This is a genomic window from Nocardioides sp. CPCC 205120 (assembly GCF_048654585.1).
Lineage (GTDB): Bacteria > Actinomycetota > Actinomycetes > Propionibacteriales > Nocardioidaceae > Nocardioides.
Genome location: NZ_JBMCYY010000002.1, coordinates 641025 through 657497 on the forward strand (window position 1 = coordinate 641025; position 16473 = coordinate 657497).

15 protein-coding genes are annotated in these 16473 nt (G+C 75.1%); 7 read left to right on the forward strand and 8 right to left on the reverse strand.

Translation table 11 applies throughout. The features are described 5' to 3' along the window. Window positions 1-4 precede the first annotated feature (4 nt). Both ACOACO_RS14035 and ACOACO_RS14040 read right to left on the reverse strand, forming a co-directional pair. The gene (locus ACOACO_RS14035) at window positions 5-2755 is read right to left on the reverse strand and encodes a SpoIIE family protein phosphatase (RefSeq protein WP_420296893.1); all 2751 of its coding nucleotides are present in this window, start codon (window positions 2753-2755) and stop codon (window positions 5-7) included. Window positions 2756-2937: 182 nt separating this feature from the next. Then, window positions 2938-3843, reverse strand: a complete 906-nt coding sequence (locus tag ACOACO_RS14040) for a hypothetical protein (protein ID WP_420296894.1) — start codon at window positions 3841-3843, stop codon at window positions 2938-2940. Between the two features lie 162 nt (window positions 3844-4005). Here ACOACO_RS14040 and ACOACO_RS14045 point away from each other — a divergent pair, with 162 nt between their 5' ends. From ACOACO_RS14045 to yaaA, 3 genes are all read left to right on the forward strand, one after another. Further along, window positions 4006-5145 (forward strand): zinc-dependent alcohol dehydrogenase, encoded by a 1140-nt coding sequence (locus tag ACOACO_RS14045; protein ID WP_420296895.1) that lies wholly within the window; start codon window positions 4006-4008, stop codon window positions 5143-5145. Between the two features lie 14 nt (window positions 5146-5159). Beyond that, window positions 5160-5786 (forward strand): hypothetical protein, encoded by a 627-nt coding sequence (locus ACOACO_RS14050; protein WP_420296896.1) that lies wholly within the window; start codon window positions 5160-5162, stop codon window positions 5784-5786. A 79-nt stretch (window positions 5787-5865) separates the two neighbouring features. Further along, the gene (gene yaaA / locus ACOACO_RS14055) at window positions 5866-6642 is read left to right on the forward strand and encodes a peroxide stress protein YaaA (protein ID WP_420296897.1); all 777 of its coding nucleotides are present in this window, start codon (window positions 5866-5868) and stop codon (window positions 6640-6642) included. A 63-nt stretch (window positions 6643-6705) separates the two neighbouring features. Here the strand turns inward: yaaA and ACOACO_RS14060 are convergent, their stop codons facing one another. From ACOACO_RS14060 to ACOACO_RS14075, 4 genes are read right to left on the reverse strand one after another with little or no spacing between them, the layout of a single operon-like run. Continuing rightward, the gene (locus ACOACO_RS14060) at window positions 6706-7920 is read right to left on the reverse strand and encodes a bifunctional RNase H/acid phosphatase (RefSeq protein ID WP_420296898.1); all 1215 of its coding nucleotides are present in this window, start codon (window positions 7918-7920) and stop codon (window positions 6706-6708) included. After that, on the reverse strand, window positions 7917-8663 hold the full coding sequence (locus tag ACOACO_RS14065) for a zinc ribbon domain-containing protein (RefSeq protein WP_420296899.1): 747 nt from the start codon (window positions 8661-8663) through the stop codon (window positions 7917-7919). Before ACOACO_RS14065 ends, ACOACO_RS14060 begins: the two co-directional genes overlap by 4 nt. Next, on the reverse strand, window positions 8660-9817 hold the full coding sequence (locus ACOACO_RS14070; RefSeq protein WP_420296900.1) for a Nif3-like dinuclear metal center hexameric protein: 1158 nt from the start codon (window positions 9815-9817) through the stop codon (window positions 8660-8662). The genes ACOACO_RS14065 and ACOACO_RS14070 overlap by 4 nt, the downstream gene beginning before the upstream one ends. Before the next feature lie 30 nt (window positions 9818-9847). Then, window positions 9848-11380 (reverse strand): AMP-binding protein, encoded by a 1533-nt coding sequence (locus ACOACO_RS14075; RefSeq protein WP_420296901.1) that lies wholly within the window; start codon window positions 11378-11380, stop codon window positions 9848-9850. A 154-nt stretch (window positions 11381-11534) separates the two neighbouring features. On the opposite strand from ACOACO_RS14075, the gene ACOACO_RS14080 reads away from it, so the two are divergent. From ACOACO_RS14080 to ACOACO_RS14090, 3 genes are all read left to right on the forward strand, one after another. Continuing rightward, window positions 11535-11993 (forward strand): hypothetical protein, encoded by a 459-nt coding sequence (locus ACOACO_RS14080; protein ID WP_420296902.1) that lies wholly within the window; start codon window positions 11535-11537, stop codon window positions 11991-11993. A gap of 53 nt (window positions 11994-12046) precedes the next feature. Next, a complete protein-coding gene (locus ACOACO_RS14085; protein WP_420296903.1) occupies window positions 12047-13477 on the forward strand; it encodes a sensor histidine kinase in 1431 nt (476 codons plus the stop codon). Between the two features lie 112 nt (window positions 13478-13589). Beyond that, window positions 13590-14261 (forward strand): response regulator transcription factor, encoded by a 672-nt coding sequence (locus ACOACO_RS14090; protein WP_420296904.1) that lies wholly within the window; start codon window positions 13590-13592, stop codon window positions 14259-14261. 145 nt (window positions 14262-14406) lie between these two features. Here ACOACO_RS14090 and ACOACO_RS14095 read toward each other — a convergent pair whose 3' ends face one another. Both ACOACO_RS14095 and ACOACO_RS14100 read right to left on the reverse strand, forming a co-directional pair. Beyond that, window positions 14407-14952 carry a hypothetical protein gene (locus tag ACOACO_RS14095; protein ID WP_420296905.1) on the reverse strand — a complete coding sequence of 182 codons (546 nt, stop codon included), beginning with the start codon at window positions 14950-14952 and terminating at the stop codon, window positions 14407-14409. 154 nt (window positions 14953-15106) lie between these two features. Beyond that, window positions 15107-15547: a class I SAM-dependent methyltransferase gene (locus tag ACOACO_RS14100; protein ID WP_420296906.1), complete on the reverse strand. Its 441-nt coding sequence runs from the start codon at window positions 15545-15547 to the stop codon at window positions 15107-15109. A 460-nt stretch (window positions 15548-16007) separates the two neighbouring features. Here ACOACO_RS14100 and ACOACO_RS14105 point away from each other — a divergent pair, with 460 nt between their 5' ends. Next, window positions 16008-16457 carry a hypothetical protein gene (locus ACOACO_RS14105; protein ID WP_420296907.1) on the forward strand — a complete coding sequence of 150 codons (450 nt, stop codon included), beginning with the start codon at window positions 16008-16010 and terminating at the stop codon, window positions 16455-16457. Window positions 16458-16473: the final 16 nt, after the last annotated feature.

The window sequence follows — 16473 nt, forward strand, 5'->3', positions numbered from 1 at the left end:
CCGGCTACGCCGGACCGCCGGAGGACGCCGCCGGTCCCCCGCCCGCCGGCGGGGTGACCGCCGGCGGCGGGGCGACACCGGTCGGCACCTTCCCGCGGCCGGCCGTCGGCGGGCGCGGCCGGTCCTCCGGATGCAGGCGCACGGCCACGATCGCGACGTCGTCCTCCGTCCAGCCCGGCAGCATGCGGTGCAGCAGCTGGTCGCTGAGCTCCTGGAGCGGGAGGTCCTGGCGCGCGAGGTCGGTCAGGACCTCGCGCAGCTGCTCCAGCCCCTCGTCCAGGACGTGCCCGCGACGCTCGACGAGCCCGTCGGTGTAGAGCAGGAGGGTCGAGCCCCGCGGCAGCACGACCACGGAGTCGTCGCGCGGCTCCTCGTCGCCGGGGATGCCGGTGAGCAGGCCGAGCATGGGGTTGGCCGCGTCGGCCCAGAGCAGGCGCGACGTCATGCCGCCGTCCTCGGTGGGGACGACCACGACGGGCGGCGGGTGGCCGGCGTTGGACCACCGCAGCCGGGTCACGCCCTCCGCCCGCTCCTGGGGCGTCTGCTCGAGCCGGGCGACCACGGCGGTCGCCATGGTGTCGACCTGCAGGGTCGTCATGGCCGCGTCGACCCGCCGCAGCACGGCGGCGGGGCCCTCCTCGGTCGTCACCGCGATGCCCCGCAGCAGCGTGCGCACCTGGCCCATCGCCGCAGCGGCTGCGGTGTCGTGGCCGATGACGTCGCCGATCACGAGGGTGGTCGCGCCGTCGGGCTGGAGGAACGCGTCGTACCAGTCCCCGCCCACCTGGGCGGCCTCGGCCGCGGGCTCGTAGCGCACCACGACCTCGAGGTGGTCGGGCTCCGGCGGAGCGGTCAGCAGGCTGCGCTGCAGGCCCTCGGCCAGCTCCCGCTGACCGGCGTACAGGCTCGCGTTGTCGAGCGCCAGCCCCGCCCGCTCGGCCACGTCGGCGAGGACCTCGATGTCCTCCTCGGTGAACGTCTCGCGCCCCTCGCCGCGGAACACGCTCATGAGGCCCGCGACGCGACCGCGTCCCCTCAACGGGATGACCACGGCCGCCGACGGCGCCAGGCGACGGCAGATGTCGGTGGCCTCGCCGGGCTGGAGGATCGAGGCGATGCGGTCGGCGGCACCCTCCGGCACGACGACCGGCGCGCTGGACACGAGCGCCTGCACGACGAGGGACTCGTCCGTCAGCGCCGGCACGCGCAGCTGCGCGTAGCGCTCGACGAGCGGTCGCAGCGCGGGGTCGTCGGCCCACCAGCCGACGTCGCGCAGCCGGCGGCGCCAGGACCGCTCGGAGAGGAGGTCGTCCGGGAGCGTGCCGTCGACCAGGGTCACGACGCACCAGTCACCCAGGGCGGGCACGAGCAGCTTGGTGAGCCGCCCGACCGCCTCCTCCTCGTCGAGGGTGTCGGTGAGCGCCTTGGTCGCCTCGGCGAGCAGGGCGGCGCGGCGCGCCCGGCGGGCCAGCAGCTCCTGGGCGCGCCGCCGCTCCGTGATGCCGAGGAAGTAGACCGAGAGGCCGTCGGGCGCGGGCCAGCAGCGCACCTCGTACCAGTCGTCGAGCGGCGGCGGGTAGTAGGCCTCGAACGAGGACGGCTCGCCCGAGGCGACGGAGCCCCGGTAGTGCCGCTCGAACTCCGTGCCCCGGGCGGCCGGGAACAGCTCCCAGATGTCGTGGCCGACCACGTCGGTGCCGATGCCGCCCAGCAGCAGCCGGGCCTCGGGGTTGGCGTAGGTGAAGCGCCACTCGGGATCGAGCTGGAAGAAAGCCGTCGGCATCGCCTCGAGGATCCGGCCCACACGGGCCTCCCCCTCGCGCACCGCGGTGGTGTCGTACGCCGCGCCCACGACCCGCACCGCCGAGCCGTCCTCACCCGTCACGGCGTGGCCGCGGGCGGCGACCCAGCGCAGCCGGCCGTCGGGCCGGACGACGCGGTACTCCGCCTCGTACTCCCCGCAGGTCTCGATCGCCTCCTGCAGGGCGGCACCGACGCGGGCGCGGTCGTCCGGGTGCACGCACTCCTCGAACGCCTGGATGGTGCCGCCGAAGGTCGTGCGGTCGTGGCCGAAGAGGGCCAGGAGCCGCTCGTCCCAGCGGAGCGCGCCCGTGGCCAGGTCCCAGTCGAAGGCACCGACCCCGGCCGCGTCGACCGCGAGCTGCCACAGCACCCGGTCTTCCTCGTAGCTGGTCTCCAGGGCGGCGAGCTCGAGCTCGGTCATGGCCGGGCCCGTCAGCTGCTGCAGCAGCGCGACGTCGTCGTCGGACCACGCCCGGGGCTCGCGGCCGAAGACGCAGAGGGCGCCCACCACGTGGTCGCCCGCGCGCAGCGGCACCCCGAGGTAGGAGCCGATGGCGCCGGAGGTCACGGCCGGGAGGTCGCGCACCCGCGGGTCGAGCGTGGTGTCGGGGACGAGCACCGGGGCGCCCGCCTCCACCGTCACGGTGCACAACGAGTCCGCCGCGGCGGTGCGCACACCCACCGTCTGCGACGCCACGCCGGCGCCGCCCATCACGGTCTGCTCGTCGGCGACGACGGAGACCTGGGCGGACTCGACACCGAGGAGCTGCGCAGCCAGCTCGGCGAGCCGGTTGAGCGGGAGCAGGCCACCGCGGCGCGCCGCCAGCTTGCGGGCGCGCTCGACACGGGCGGTGTCGCGGGCGCCGGGCGACCCGAACGGGGTCGTCCGGCCACCCCCGGCCCGGAGGTCGCCGTCCGTGTCGTCGGGACTCGGTTCTGCTCCCGTCGTCACGGCGTCGGGACGTCGCGCACGGCTCAATCGGACTCCACTCGACGACGCCCCGCGGCCGGTGCCCGGGACGTGGAAATGTTGACCGACAGTGTCCCACAGGGGGCCGCGTCCACCGCCTCGACGCGGAGGGGGACGGACGGGTGTGGAAGGGCGCGGAGGCGCCTGAGGGCGGCGCGGTCCCCTCAGGGGGTCGCCGCCCCGTCGGCCCCCCAGCCGCAGTGGGTGCCGACGAAGCACCGCAGCGCACCGCGGGTGGTGTCGTCCAGCGGCAGGTACGGCGCCACGTCCGGCACCCCGGTGCCCGCCAGGCGGGTGGCGAACAGCGTCCCCACCTTGTCCTCGGCGACCGCGTGCGGGTCGCAGCGGGCGGGGACGAGGCGCAGCAGCAGGTCGACGGGCGGGTCGCCGGCCCCCAGGGGCACCGCGACCTCGCCCGCAGCCGCCGACCCGGATGCATGGGCCAGCAGGACCGTGCGCTCGAAGCCGCCGAGGACGAGGTCCGAGCCGCCGCCCGTCGGCGCGACGCGGACCGGGAGCTCGAGCACCGAGCCCCGGCCGGTGCCCACCACCCGGGGCGGACCCACCGAGACGTCGGCCGCGGCGGCCAGCAGCCCCGCGGCGCAGTCGCGGTCCAGCAGCAGCGCGAACGCGCCGTACCGGTCGTGGGCGGTGGTCGTCGAGACCCGCGGCGCGCCACCGTCCACGTCGTACGTCAGCCGCACCCCGACCTCGGCGCCGGTGCCGCACCCCGCCGGGGGCAGGGCGAAGGCGAGGTCGGCCTCGTTCACGAAGCTCCGCTCCCCCGTCCAGGTCACGGGGGCGAACCGGGGCGAGGTGATCTCGGCGTGGGTGACCCGCACCCGCCGGCCGGTGTCGTTGAGCAGCCGCACGAACACCTCGCGCCCGACCCGCGCGGACCGCGCCTGGTCGACGACGGCGGTGAGGCCGGCCGGCAGGGGCGCCGGGACCGGCGGGGGCCCGGGCGGCGCACCGGTCGGGGTGCCCGGCCCGCTGCAGGCCGCGAGCAGCACGGTCGCCGCGACCGCCGACGCGACCGTGCCCAGCCGACCCCTCCGCACCGGGCGCACCCGGGCATCGTAGGTCCGCGCCGTGGCCGCCCGCCCGCCCCGTACGCCGCCGCGGGGCCGTTGTCGGCGACGGGCGTGGGTACCAGTCCGGAGCGCCCGCTCCCACCCCGAGACCCACCCCGAGACCCACCCCGAGACCCACGGAGGCAAGCCTTGAAGGCGATGACGTACCGCGGCCCGTACCGCATCCGGGTGGAGGAGAAGGACCGCCCCGCGATCGAGCACCCGAACGACGCGATCGTGCGGGTCACCACCGCGGCCATCTGCGGCTCCGACCTGCACCTCTACCACGGCCTCATGCCGGACACCCGCGTCGGCCACACCTTCGGTCACGAGTTCGTCGGCGTCGTCGACGAGGTCGGCCCGTCGGTGCAGTCGCTGCAGGTCGGCGACCGGGTGATGGTGCCGTTCAACGTGTTCTGCGGCTCCTGCTTCTTCTGCGCTCGCGGCCTGTACTCCAACTGCCACAACGTGAACCCGAACGCCACGGCGGTCGGCGGCATCTACGGCTACTCGCACACGACGGGCGGGTACGACGGCGGGCAGGCCGAGTACGTCCGCGTGCCGTTCGCGGACGTGGGGCCCTCCCTCATCCCGGACTGGATGAGCGACGAGGACGCCGTGCTGCTCACCGACGCCCTGCCCACCGGTTACTTCGGCGCACAGCTGGGCGACATCGTCGAGGGCGACACCGTCGTCGTGTTCGGCGCCGGGCCCGTGGGCCTGTTCGCCGCGAAGTCGGCCTGGCTCATGGGGGCGGGGCGGGTGATCGTCATCGACCACCTCGACTACCGCCTGGAGATGGCCCGCACGTTCGCGCACGCGGAGACGGTCAACTTCACCCACCACCGCGACATCGTGGTGCACCTCAAGCGCACGACGGGCCACCTCGGGGCCGACGTCGCCATCGACGCGGTCGGCGCCGAGGCCGACGGCAACCTCCTCCAGCACGTGACCGCCGCCAAGCTGAAGATGCAGGGCGGGTCGCCGATCGCGCTGAACTGGGCGATCGACGGCGTGCGCAAGGGCGGCACCATCTCCGTCATGGGCGCCTACGGCCCCATCTTCAGCGCCGTGAAGTTCGGCGACGCCATGAACAAGGGCCTGACGATCAACGCGAACCAGTGCCCGGTGAAGCGCCAGTGGCCGCGGCTGCTGGAGCACATCCGCAACGGCCACCTGCGCCCGAGCGACATCGTCACCCACCGCTTCCCCCTCGACGAGATCGCCGAGGGCTACCACGTCTTCTCCGCCAAGCTGGACGGCGTCGTCAAGCCGCTCGTCGTCCCGTCCGCGGCGTGAGGAAGGAGCTCGACATGACCGAGAGGCGCGACCCCGCCGACCTGACCTCCGACGAGCGTGCGGAGCTCGGGACCCGCTACACCTACACGCCCCACAAGCCACCGCTCGCGGAGAGCAGCGACGAGCTGCGGGCCCGCATCCCCGGCTGGGGCGCCGACCTCGACCCGGCGGACCGCCCGGCCGTGCCGAAGATGCGGTTCGACCCGGGCGCCACCGGGGCCCGGTGGGAGTTCCCCGAGCGCCAGCCGGAGCTGCGGCCGCGGGAGCGCTCCGTCGAGCACGCCTTCGTGACGCCCGTGTTCGGCACGGGCCAGCCCCTCAAGGGCCTCTCCGGCGTCGTCCGCCGACTGTCCTACCAGCGCTTCAGCGAGGCCCGGGCCGCGCACTGGCTGCTGCTCATCGCGGCCGACCGGGTCGACGTCGTCGAGAGCAGGGTGACCTCGGCGTTGCGCGGGCGCCCCGACCGCCTCGTGGCCGAGACCGGCATCAAGGGTGAGGCGGGCCGCGGGCCCGTCTCGTCCCGCGCCGGTCGCGTCGACGTGCGCCACCAGTGGATCGACCCCCTCATCGTCGTGGGGCCGATGGCGGTGGCCGGCGTCGTCGCCGTCCGCGTGCTCCGACGGGCCCGCTCGTCCCGGTGACGGCTCCAGTGGCGGCTCCGGTGACAGCCGGGGCCACGGCCGGCGCGACGGGCGCGGGGACGACGCCTAGGCTCGACGGATGCTGATCCTGCTGCCGCCCAGCGAGGGCAAGGCCGCGCCGGCGCGTGGCAAGCCGCTCGACCTGGCCACGTTGTCGTTCCCGTCGCTCACCCCGGCCCGGGAGCAGGTGATCGACGCGCTGGTCGACCTGTGCTCCGGCAACGAGCGGCACGCCGCGGAGGTGCTCGGCCTCGGCGCGACGCTGGCCGACCTCGTGCCCCACGACGCCGCGATCCGCTCGGCGCCGACGGCCCGGGCGGAACTCGTCTACACGGGCGTGCTCTTCGAGGCCCTCGACGCGCCCACGCTCGACGCGGGCGCCCGGCGCCGGCTGCGCCGGGTGCTCGTCACGTCGTCGCTGCTCGGGCTGGTGCGCCTCGGCGACCGCATCCCGTCGTACCGGCTCGGGGGCGACGTGTCGCTGCCCGGGGTCGGCCCGGTGGCCGGCGTGTGGCGCGAGCACCTGGGCCAGGTCGTGGAGGCCGAGGTCGGCCGGGGCCTGCTCGTCGACCTGCGCTCGAGCACGTACGCCGCGTTCTGGCGCCCCGAGGGCGACGTCGCCGCCCGTACCGCCACGGTCCGCGTGCTCCACGAGCACGAGGGCGAGCGCAAGGTGGTGAGCCACTTCAACAAGGCCACGAAGGGGCGCATCGTGCGCTCCGTGCTCACCGACGGCGGCGACCCGCGCACCCCGGCCCGCTTCGCCGAGCAGCTGCGCGACCTGGGGTGGAACGTCGAGGAGCAGGAGTCGGGCCCCCGCGGCACGCGCCTCGACGTGGTCGTCCGGTCGCTCTGACGCCATCCCCCCGGACGTCATGCGGATCGAGGCCCCTGGCCTCGGTTCCGCATGACGTCCGGGTCAGGCGCCGAACGGACCCGTGCCCGCCACGCCGTTGAACAGCCGCAGGCTCGCCATCGGCTCCGCGCCGTCGTCGCCGGCGAAGTGGCTGACGACGGTGACCGACGCCGGGGCCAGCTCCATGCGGAACACCGCCTCGAGCGGGGCGCCGAGGGCGTGGGCGACGAGCACCTTGATGGGCGTCACGTGCGCCACGACGACGATGGTTCCGCCGGCGTGCTCGGCGAGCACGCGCCGCAGGCCGTCGAGCACGCGGCGCTCCACGGTGCGGAACGACTCCCCCGTGCCGCCCGGCCGGGCGTCGAGCGAGCCGAGCCAGGCGTCCAGCCCGGCCCGGTCGCGCTCCGCGACCTCGCCGAACGTCGACCCGTCCCAGGCGCCGAACTCCATCTCCGCGAACCCGGGCTCCTCGCGCAGCGGACCGGCGTCAAGGCGCTCCGCCACGATCTCCGCGGACTCGCGGGCGCGCCGTACCGGGGAGGTGACGACGGCGGTGACCCGTTCCGCGAGCGGGGCGAGCCAGTCGGCGGTCGCCCGGACCTGCGCCCGGCCCTCGTCGGTCAGCGGGGGGTTCGCCGAGGCGAGCCCGCCGGAGAAGCTCTTGCGCTGCGTGTGCGCGGTGACGCCGTGGCGCACGAGCACGAGCGTCGTGGTCGTGCCGCCCGGCGACCAGCCGCGCGCGGGCGCCGGGCCCGGTGCGGACGCGGTGGCGACGGGGGCGCCGTCCCTGGCCTCCTGGGCGCCCGCGTCCACCTGCCGCTGCAGGGGGTCCCCGGCCAGGTGCTCGACACCGGAGCGGGTGCCGTCGAGGGCCTCGTTGGCCAGGCGGTCGGCGTAGGCGTTCTCGGCGCGCGGCACCCACGTCCACCGGGTGCCGGGCGGGGCCAGCCTGCTCGCCTCGAGCGCGAGCGGCTTCATGTCGGGGTGCTTGATGCGCCAGTTGCCGGCCATCTGCTCGACGACCAGCTTCGAGTCCATCCGCACCTCGACGGACGCCTCGGGCGCGAACTCGCGCACCAGCCGCAGCCCGGCGATGAGACCCGAGTACTCCGCCACGTTGTTCGTGGCCCGCCCCAGCGTCGCGCCGTCGTGCGCGATGACCTCACCGGTCGTCGCGTCCCGCAGCACCGCGCCGTACGCCGCGGGGCCCGGGTTGCCGCGCGACCCGCCGTCCGCCTCCACGACGACCTCGCGGTACGTCGGGGCGTCGCTCACAGACCCGACTCGCCCGTTCGGACGAGGATCCGCGAGCACTCCTCGCACCGCACGACGGTCTCGACGCCGGCGTTCCGGATGACGGCGAGCTCGGCGTTGTCGAGGGTGAGGCGGCAGCCGCCGCACTCGCGGCGACGCAGGAGCGCCGCACCGACGCCGCCCTTCTGCTCGCGCAACCGGTCGTAGAGGGCCAGGAGGTCGGCGGGCAGGTCGGCGACGAGGGGGCCGCGGGCCGCGGTGGCGGCGGCGAGCTCCTCGTCGATGGCCTGCTGCTGCGCGGCGACGTCCGCCTGCAGCGCCCGGCCGCGCTCGTCGATCTCGGCGAGCTGCGCGGTGGCCGCGTCGAGCCGGCCCTGCGCCTCCTCGAGGCGCTCCATGATCTCGATCTCGGTGTCCTCGAGCGACGCGATGCGCCGCTCCAGCGAGACGAGCTCCGCCTGCATGCGCTCGAGGTCGCGGGGGTTGGTGACGAGGCCGGCGTCCATCCGCTGCTGGTCGCGGGCGCGGCGGGCCTTGACCTGCTCGACGTCCGCGTCGGCCTTGCGCTGCTCCAGCGCGAGGTCGTCGACCGCGATGCGGGCGTCCCGCGCCTCGTCGTCCACCACCCGACGGCGGGCGGTGAGATCGGCGAGCTCGGCGAGGCCCGGCAGCGAGCGGCGCTGGTGGCGCAGCACGTCGATGCGGGAGTCGACCTCCTGGACGTCGAGCAGCTTCAGCTGCGCGAACGGATCGGCTTTGATCACTCGCTCCTCTCGGTGCGGTCAGCGGGGTCCGTGGACACGGTGCGGAACTGCCACGGATCGGTGCGCAGCTCGCTGACGCGGACGTCCACCTTATCGCCGAACGCGTCCTGCACGCGCCGCCGGACCACGGGCAGCCAGGTCCACTCGGCCGCCCAGTGGGAGACGTCGACGAGGGCCGGCCCGCCCGCCGCGACGAACTCGGCGGCCCGGTGGTGGCGCAGGTCGCTCGTGACGTAGACGTCGACGTCGGAGCCGGCGAGCCGGTCGAGCAGGAAGTCGCCCGCGCCGCCGCAGACCGCGATGCGCCGCACCGACCGCGCGGGGTCGCCGGCGACGCGCACGCCGCCCTCGGTGGCCGGCAGGGCGTCGGCGACGACCTGGGCGAAGGCGCCGAGGGTCGTGCGCTCGACGACGCCCACGCGACCGGTGCCGCTGACCAGCGCGTGCGGGTCGGCGAGCTCCACGACGTCGTACGCCGGCTCCTCGTACGGGTGGGCGGCCAGCAGCGCGGCGACCACCTGGCGGCGCAGCCGCCTGGGGAGCACCGCCTCGACCCGCTCCTCCTCGACGACCGCGATGTCGCCGGTGGTGCCGATGGTCGGGTTCGAGCCCTCCAGGGGGCGGAACCGCCCCTGGCCCGGGACGGAGAACGTGCAGTGGTCGTAGTGGCCGATGGCCCCGGCGCCCGCCTCGGCGATGGCGGCCCGCACGGGGGCGGCGGCGTCGGTCGGGACCGTGACGGTGATCTTGTCGTAGGGGTCGGCGCGGCCGGGGAGGATCGGCTCCAGCTCGCTGAGTCCGAGGGCGAGCGCCAGCGCCTCCGACACCCCGCCGACCGCCTGGTCGGCGTTGGTGTGCGCCACCAGCAGCGCGCACCCGGCCGCGGCGAGGCGGCTCAGCGTGCGGCCCTTCGGCGTGGTGGCGGCGAAGCCGTGCACCGGGGTGAGGAAGAGCGGGTGGTGCACGATCAGGAGGTCCGCACCCCACTCGACCGCCTCGGCCGCGACCGCCTCGTCCACGTCGACGGCCAGCATGACCTTGCGCACCTGCTGGGCGGGATCGCCGTACACGAGTCCGACGGCGTCCCAGTCCTCCGCCGTCGCCGGCGGGTACCAGGAGTGGAGGGTGGAGACCAGCTCGTCCAGCGACGTCATGGCTCGTACCGTAGCGGCCCTGCCCGGGGGTCAGTTGACCTGGCGTTCCCGCCCCTCCCAGTACGGCGCGCGCAGCTTGAACTTCTGCAGCTTGCCCGTCGCCGTGCGGGCCAGCTCGTCGCGCACCTCCACCGACGTGGGCGCCTTGTAGCCCGCCAACCGCTCCTTGCACCACCTGATCAGCTCGGCCTCGTCCGCGCTCGAGCCGGGCGCCAGCACGACCAGCGCCTTGATCGTCTCGCCCCACTTCTCGCTGGGCACCCCGATCACGGCGACCTCCTCGACGTCGGGGTGCGAGAACAGGACGTCCTCGACCTCGATCGACGACACGTTCTCGCCGCCGGTGATGATGACGTCCTTCTTGCGGTCGCTGATGGTCAGGTAGCCGTCGTCCCCGATGACGCCGCCGTCGCCGGTGTGGAACCAGCCCCCGGCCAGGGCCTTCTCCGTCTCGGCGGGCTGCTCCCAGTAGCCCTCGAGCACCTGGTTGCCCTGCGCCAGCACCTCGCCGTGCTCGTCGACCCGCAGCCGCACGCCGAGGGCCGGTGCCCCGGCGCGCACGAGCCGGGAGGCACGCTCCTCGGCGCCCAGGTCGTCCCACTCCGCGCGCGTGCGGTTCACGGTGAGCAGCGGGGAGGTCTCGGTGAGGCCGTAGATCTGGATGAACTCCCAGCCCAGCTCCTCCTCGACGCGGGCGACGGTGCGGGTGGGCGGCGGCGCGCCGGCGACGATGATGCGCACCCGGTCGCGCCCGGGCACCTCGCCCTCCCACGTCTGCGCGGCCTCGAGCACGGCGGCCACGACCGCCGGCGCGGCGCACAGGAAGGTCACGCCGTGCTCCGCGACGCGGCGCAGGATCTCCGCACCGTCCACCTTGCGCAGCACGACCTGCGGGATCCCGAGGCCCGTGGTCGCGAACGGCATGCCCCAGCCGTTGGCGTGGAACATCGGCAGCGTGTGCAGGTAGACGTCGCGGTCGCTCAGCCCCGCGTGCAGGGCGAAGGTCGTCGCGTTGACCCAGATGTTGCGGTGGGTGATCTGCACGCCCTTGGGGCGCGCGGTGGTGCCCGACGTGTAGTTGATGCAGGCCGTGGCGTTCTCGTCCGGCTCCCACGGCTCCGGCTCCGCGCCCTCGGGGGCGTAGAGGTGCTCGTCGCGGCCGAGCACGTAGCGGTGCTCGCACCCGACGTCGGCCAGGGCCTCGTCGAGCTCGGGGTCCACGTAGAGGACCCGGGCGCCGGAGTGCTCGACGATGTAGCGCACCTCGTCGGGCCGCAGGCGGAAGTTGACGGGCACGAGCACCCGGCCGTGACCCGCGACGCCGAAGAACGAGCCGAGCAGGCGGGCGCTGTTGTGGGAGACGACGGCGACGCGGTCGCCCACCCCGACACCCAGGGCGTCGAGGTGCGCGGCCTGGCGCCGCGCGAGGTCGTCGAGCCGGGCGTAGGTGACGGAGCCGAGCGACGGCGCGGGCTGGTCGGGCTCGTCGACGACGCCCACCCGGTCGGGGTAGACGGCGCGGGCCCGGTCGATGAAGTCGCGGACGCTCAGCGGCACGAACATGGCACTCCCTGTGGCTCCGGGGCCCGACCCGGCGGTCGGGCACGTGACGCCCGTCACTCTAGGGCGGGTGCGGTCGGCGCCGCGGCGGCGGGTCGTGAGAGCCCTCTCATGAACCTGGGCCGCGGGCCGTCGGTGGGGCAGGATCGACCCCGACATGTCCAGCGTCCTCAAGGTCCTCCTCGGCGTCGTCGTCGGTCTCGTCGTCGGCGGCGTCGGCATCCACGCCCTCGCGGGCGAGGTCGCCGACCCCGAGGTCGGCGGGGTCGTGAGCCCCTCGGGCACCGCGACCCCCGGCGAGCCGGTGGGCACCGGCACCGCCTCCCCCACCACCGCTCCGACCGCACCGGCCCCCGCACCGGCCCCCGCACCGACCGCCGCGCCACCCGCACCACCGGCGCCGCCCGCGCCCCGGCCGACCGGCCCCCGCACCGTGCACCCGACCGCCGTGCCCGTCCCGCCCGACGACGACGGGGACGACGACGGGCCCCGCGACGCGGACGACGGGGACGACGACGGGGACGACGACGGGGACGACGACGGGGACGACGACGGGGACGACGACGGGGACGACGACGGGGACGACGACGGGGACGACGACGGGGACGACGACTGAGCACGCCCCGCACCCCCGCGTCGCGCACCCCCGCGTCGCGCACCGGCGCGTCCGTGCGCCTGCGCATCACGACGACGGTGGCGGTGCTCGTCGCGCTCGCCCTGGCCGGCGCCGGGCTCAGCTTCTTCCTCATCGAGGACCGGCGCATCGACACCGAGCGGGTCGCGGCGATCGAGCAGGAGCTCGCCGAGTTCCGGCAGTTCGCCGCCGCCCCGGGTCCCTTCAGCCAGCCGGACCCCGCCACCGGCGAGCGCCGCACCGGGATCGCCGACCTCCTGTGGGGGTACGTCGAGAGCAACGTGCCGACCGACGACGAGCTGCTCGTCGGGTGGTGGGACGACCGGCTCCAGGTGCGTCCCGGCACCGGTGAGGGTCGCGACGCGGCGGTGACGGAGGCGGAGGCGTTCAGCGACACCGTACGCCCCCTCGTGGCCTCGGGCGGCTCCACCACGGTCGAGGTGGCGGGCGAGCCGCTGTTCCTGACGGTGCAGCCCGCGACCGCGACGGACGCCGCGGGCGTCGTCGAGGGCGGTGCCCTCGTGGTCGTCACGTTCACCGACGTCGCCGAGCAGCAGCTGGCGGAGACGGTGCGCACCTACGCGATCGTCGCGAGCATCGCGCTGCTCCTCGTGGTCGGCGCCGCTGCGTGGCAGTCGGGACGCCTCCTGCGCCCGCTGCGCGTGCTGCGCCGCAACGCCGAGGAGATCGGCGAGACCGACCTGTCGCGGCGCGTCCCCGAGACGGGCAACGACGACATCACGGCCCTGACCCGCACCGTCAACGGCATGCTCGCCCGGCTCGAGAACGCCTTCGCGGCGCAGCGCCGCTTCCTCGACGACGCCGGCCACGAGCTCAAGACGCCGCTGACGATCGTGCGCGGCCACCTCGAGCTGCTCGAGACCGACAGCCCCGACGCGGCCCAGACCCGCGACCTCGTGCTGGACGAGGTCGACCGCATGGCCCGCCTCGTCGGGGACCTGCTGCTGCTGGCCAAGAGCGACCGGCCCGACTTCCTGCGCACCGCGCCCACCGACCTCGGCGACCTCGCCCTCGACGTGCTCGCGAAGGCGCGCGCGCTCGGCGACCGCACCTGGACCCTCGACGTCCCGGACCCGGCCGCGGGATCCGCCGGCGCCGTCGTCGAGGCCGACCCCCAGCGGCTCACCCAGGCCCTGCTGCAGCTGTGCGACAACGCCGTCAAGCACACGCGGCCGGGCGACGAGGTGGCCGTGGGGTACGACGTGCCCTCCCCCGGCACCGTGCGCCTGTGGGTGCGCGACACCGGGCCGGGCGTGCCCGAGGCCGACCGCGACCTCGTGTTCGAGCGCTTCGGCCGCAGCCGTGTCCCCGACGGCGACGAGGGGTTCGGCCTGGGCCTGTCCATCGTCGCCGCGATCGTGCAGGCCCACGGCGGGACGGTCGCCGTCGAGCAGGCCGACCCACCGGGCGCCCGGTTCGTCGTCACCCTCCCGGAGTCGGGATGAGGCCGCCCGCTCCCCCGCGGGCCGCCGTACCGACCCGCGGCCCCCGCACCACCCGCACCACCCGCACACCGACAGGCACCGCACGCATCCCACGCACCGGAGGAGGACCAGGGTGGCCAGCATCCTGATCGTCGAGGACGAGCAGCGCATCGCGTCGTTCGTCGCGAAGGGCCTGAAGGCCGACGGGCACACCGTGACGGTCGTCGGCGACGGCGTCGACGGCCTCGACGAGGCGCTGGGCGGCGGCCACGACCTGATGGTGCTCGACATCGGGTTGCCGCGCATGGACGGGTTCGAGGTGCTCGACCAGCTGCGCTCGCAGGGGTCGCGCATGCCCGTCATCGTGCTGACCGCCCGCGACTCGGCCGCGGACACCGTCTCCGCGCTCGACGGGGGCGCCGACGACTACATGCCGAAGCCGTTCCGCTTCGCCGAGCTCCAGGCCCGCATCCGCGCCCGCCTGCGGCAGGTGCCCGCCGGCGGCGGCGAGGCCGCCGCGACGGTGCTCGACGTCGGCGGTGTGCGGCTCGACCTGCGCACTCGCCGCGCCACCGTCGCCGGCCGCACCCTCGAGCTGTCGGCCCGCGAGTTCACCCTCGCCGAGATGTTCCTGCGCAACCCCGGGCAGGTCCTGTCCCGCGAGCAGCTGCTCGACAAGGTCTGGGGGCTCGACTTCGACCCGTCCTCCAACGTCGTCGACGTGTACGTCGGGTACCTGCGCCGCAAGTTCGGCGCGCACACCATCGGCACCGTCCGCGGGATGGGCTACCGCTTCAACTCCTGACGGGCCCGGGCGCGACTCCTGACCGACCAGGCGCGACCGACCGGGCACGACCACCGGTCGCGAACACCGGGTACGACGGCGCCCCCGCGACCGGTGGTCGCGGGGGCGCTGTCGCCCGGGGGGGTCCGTACGGCGGGGTGCGGCGTCAGTCGTCGTCGCCGTCGTCGTCGCCACCGCGGTCATCTGCGTCGTCGTCCCGGTCGTCCCGGTCGTCCCGGTCGTCGCCGTCGTCGTCACCGCGGTCGTCTCGGTCGTCGTCGTAGCGGTCGTCGTCGTCGTCCCGGTCGGGGGCCGGCGCCGCCGGTCGGGGCGCAGGGGCGGGGGTCGACCGCGGCGCGGGCGCCGACGAGCGGTCGTCCCGGTCGTCGTCCCGGTCGTCGTCCCGGCCGTCGTCGTCCCCGTCGTCGTCACGGTCACGGTCACGGCGCGGTGTGGCGGGGGCGGGGGCGGGGGCCGACGGTGCGGCCGAGGGGGCCGCGGAGGGCGCCGCGGACGGCGCGGCCGAGGGAGCCGCCGAGGTCGGCGCGCTCGTGGGGGCGGTGGCCCGGGCGTCGTCGGTCTCGTCGTCGCCGACGGAGGTGATGGTGACGGCCTCGGGCTGCGGGCCGCCCGACCCGGGGAGGGCGAGCAGGGCCGCGCCGCAGAGGCCGAGCAGGGCGACGAGGCCGGGGAGCACGATCTTGAGCAGCATGGGGTGTCCTCTTCTCGACGGGCCCGTGGGCCCGGTGGGGTGATGGGGACGACCCTCCCGCCGCGCCGTGAAACCACGGTGAGGGCTGCGTGAGAGCCCTCTCACCGTCGCCGGGACGGGCGCGACGCCGCCACCGCCTGCCGCGCCGGCCGGCTCAGGGCGCAGCCTCAGGCAGCGTGCCGTAGCTGTTGGCGTAGACCTTGCCCGGCTTGGGGTGCGTGAACTTCAGGCCCGCCCACACGTCGTCGATCCGCAGGCAGGTGCTCTCGACCATGCCCAGCTCGTACCCGATCGCGATGACCGACTTGATCGTCAGGTCCGTCCCGAGCCGGCCGCCCTTGGGCCACGAGACCCAGAGCATGCCGCCGGGTCGGAGGTGGTCGCGCAGGTCGGGGAAGGCGGCCCGCATCTCGTGCTGCCGGGTGGTGAACAGGTGCAGGTAGTCGAACTCCCCGCCGAGCTGCTCCGGCAGGTCGAGGTCCGGCAGGTCCATCGCGGCCGTCGCCGTGGCGGGGGCGCCGCAGAGGTGGGCGCGGGAGCCCGGGGCGACGCCCATCTTCTGCGCCACCGTCCGTGTCGGTCGTGCTGCAGGCATGTCGCCGACGGTAGCGGTCCGATCCGACGACGCACCAGCGTCGCGAGGAGGAGCGGACCTCGGCGGCCGGTCCCGGCTCCTCAAGCACCAGGACACGAGCGCGACGTTGCCGGGCAGTACCCGTTCCTGACTGAAGGGCGGGCTCGGGCCGGAGGAAATCTCGGTCGGCCAGGATCTCTACTCGGGTGGGTCGTTCGTCAATGACCCGCAGCAGCTCTACCGGCGCGGGATCATCACCGCCCGAACGTCGCGCTCGCCGGCGTCGTTGGCTCCGGCAAGTCGAGCCTGGCGGAGTCCCATTACACGCGCTCGTTGCCGGGCGGGCGGGCGGGCGGGCGGGCGGGCGGGCGGGCGGGCGGGCGGGCGGGCGGGCGGGCGATCATCCTCGGCCGCGGCCTCCGCCACCGCCTCAACCCCCTCGAAGGGCCACCGGCCCTCCACGGTGTCGGACGCGGAGTGGGTGATGCAGGTCGCCTCCCGCCGCCGGGGCCTCATCGGGGCCCTGGCAGAGACGGTGCTGGACCGGGCGCTGACGCCGTTGAAGCACACCGCGATCGACCTCGCCCTCCAAGACGCGGTGCGGTCGGCGGAGGTGCCGATCCTCCCGATGGTCGCCAACCGCATCCCCGCCCCCCATCCCGAGGACGACGAGGACGGACGCCTCGCGGAGGACGGCTGGCTTGTCGGCCACGCGCGCTACAGCGACTCGTGGCTGGCGACATCCAGGGACTGTTCGACGGGCCCTCCACCGAGCGGTTCGACCCGAGCCCGCCAATGGTGTCGCCCGACCTATCCCGGGTTGAGGAGAACAGCACGCATCTCGGTGCTGATGACCCGCTCGTCAGGCGATCTCGACACCACCGGCCGTATGACCTCTCATTGCCTGGAGTTCACGGATGGTGAGCCTTGAAACGGTGGGAACTCAC

Coding starts and splice junctions, on each gene's coding strand:
- ACOACO_RS14045 (WP_420296895.1), top strand. CDS start 4,006: ATGACGTACCGCGGCCCGTACCGCATCCGGGTGGAGGAGAAGGACCGC.
- ACOACO_RS14050 (WP_420296896.1), top strand. CDS start 5,160: ATGACCGAGAGGCGCGACCCCGCCGACCTGACCTCCGACGAGCGTGCG.
- yaaA (WP_420296897.1), top strand. CDS start 5,866: ATGCTGATCCTGCTGCCGCCCAGCGAGGGCAAGGCCGCGCCGGCGCGT.
- ACOACO_RS14070 (WP_420296900.1), bottom strand. CDS start 9,817: ATGACGTCGCTGGACGAGCTGGTCTCCACCCTCCACTCCTGGTACCCG.
- ACOACO_RS14075 (WP_420296901.1), bottom strand. CDS start 11,380: ATGTTCGTGCCGCTGAGCGTCCGCGACTTCATCGACCGGGCCCGCGCC.
- ACOACO_RS14080 (WP_420296902.1), top strand. CDS start 11,535: ATGTCCAGCGTCCTCAAGGTCCTCCTCGGCGTCGTCGTCGGTCTCGTC.
- ACOACO_RS14095 (WP_420296905.1), bottom strand. CDS start 14,952: ATGCTGCTCAAGATCGTGCTCCCCGGCCTCGTCGCCCTGCTCGGCCTC.
- ACOACO_RS14100 (WP_420296906.1), bottom strand. CDS start 15,547: ATGCCTGCAGCACGACCGACACGGACGGTGGCGCAGAAGATGGGCGTC.